This window comes from Roseibium sp. RKSG952 (assembly GCF_009711355.1).
Window position 1 is genome coordinate 1 of the sequence record NZ_SMMF01000388.1, and the last position, 798, is coordinate 798.

Annotated in this window: 1 protein-coding gene; it reads left to right on the top strand. The window is 57.1% G+C overall.

Going from position 1 to position 798, the window contains the following annotated elements; genetic code table 11:
- The coding region (locus E1297_RS01175; RefSeq protein ID WP_209015564.1) for a GrpB family protein at positions 1–666 on the top strand (666 nt) is incomplete at its 5' end.
- Positions 667–798: the final 132 nt, after the last annotated feature.

Here is a 798-nt window from a genome sequence, read left to right on the forward strand (position 1 = left end):
CCTTGCGGCGGCTTTCGTGCTGACAGCGCGTCGTTGATCCGGTTAAAAGCAAGGCGAATACAGAAATGGCAGGTGGACAAGATGAACGCCGAAAAATACGACCCAACGGCCTTGGAAACCGGGCTGATCGGAGGGCCCGAGAAGCGCGAGCTGGTCATTGAAGACTATAATCCGGATTGGCCCGAACGCTTCGCCCGCCACAAGGATCGCATAGAACCGGCGCTGTCCGGTCTGAAGCCCACCGTTGAACACATCGGCTCCACGTCGGTTGCCGGACTTCCGGCAAAGCCGATCATTGACATCCTGCTGATCGTGCCTGACTCGGCGGATGAGGAGACCTATCTTCCGCAGCTTTTGACGCTCGGCTATCAATTGCGGGTTCGCGAACCTGATTTCAACGAGCACCGGATGCTGAGAACTCCGGAGCGGGATGTCCATATTCATGTTTTTTCAGCGGGAAATGGTGAGATCGACCGCTATCGCCTCTTCCGCCAGCACCTTCAAAACAACCCGGATCGCCTGACTGCCTATGCGGCCCTGAAACGCGAACTTGCCAAAAAATCCTGGCAGGACATGAACGAATATGCCGATGCCAAGAGCGGTTTCATTGAAGAGGCCATTGCTTGCGAACGAAAGGCGGACGTGCAGAAAGCCGGGACTCGCTAGAGTCCGGTCTTTTGCAACTTGTTATGAATGGCGGCCCAGCTTGGCAAGGCCCGCAACAAGAACCACAGTCATCCGCGTCTGGGGGTCGATCCACACCGCAGCACCGGCCGGAGGAGGCTTTGGACCCCAAGG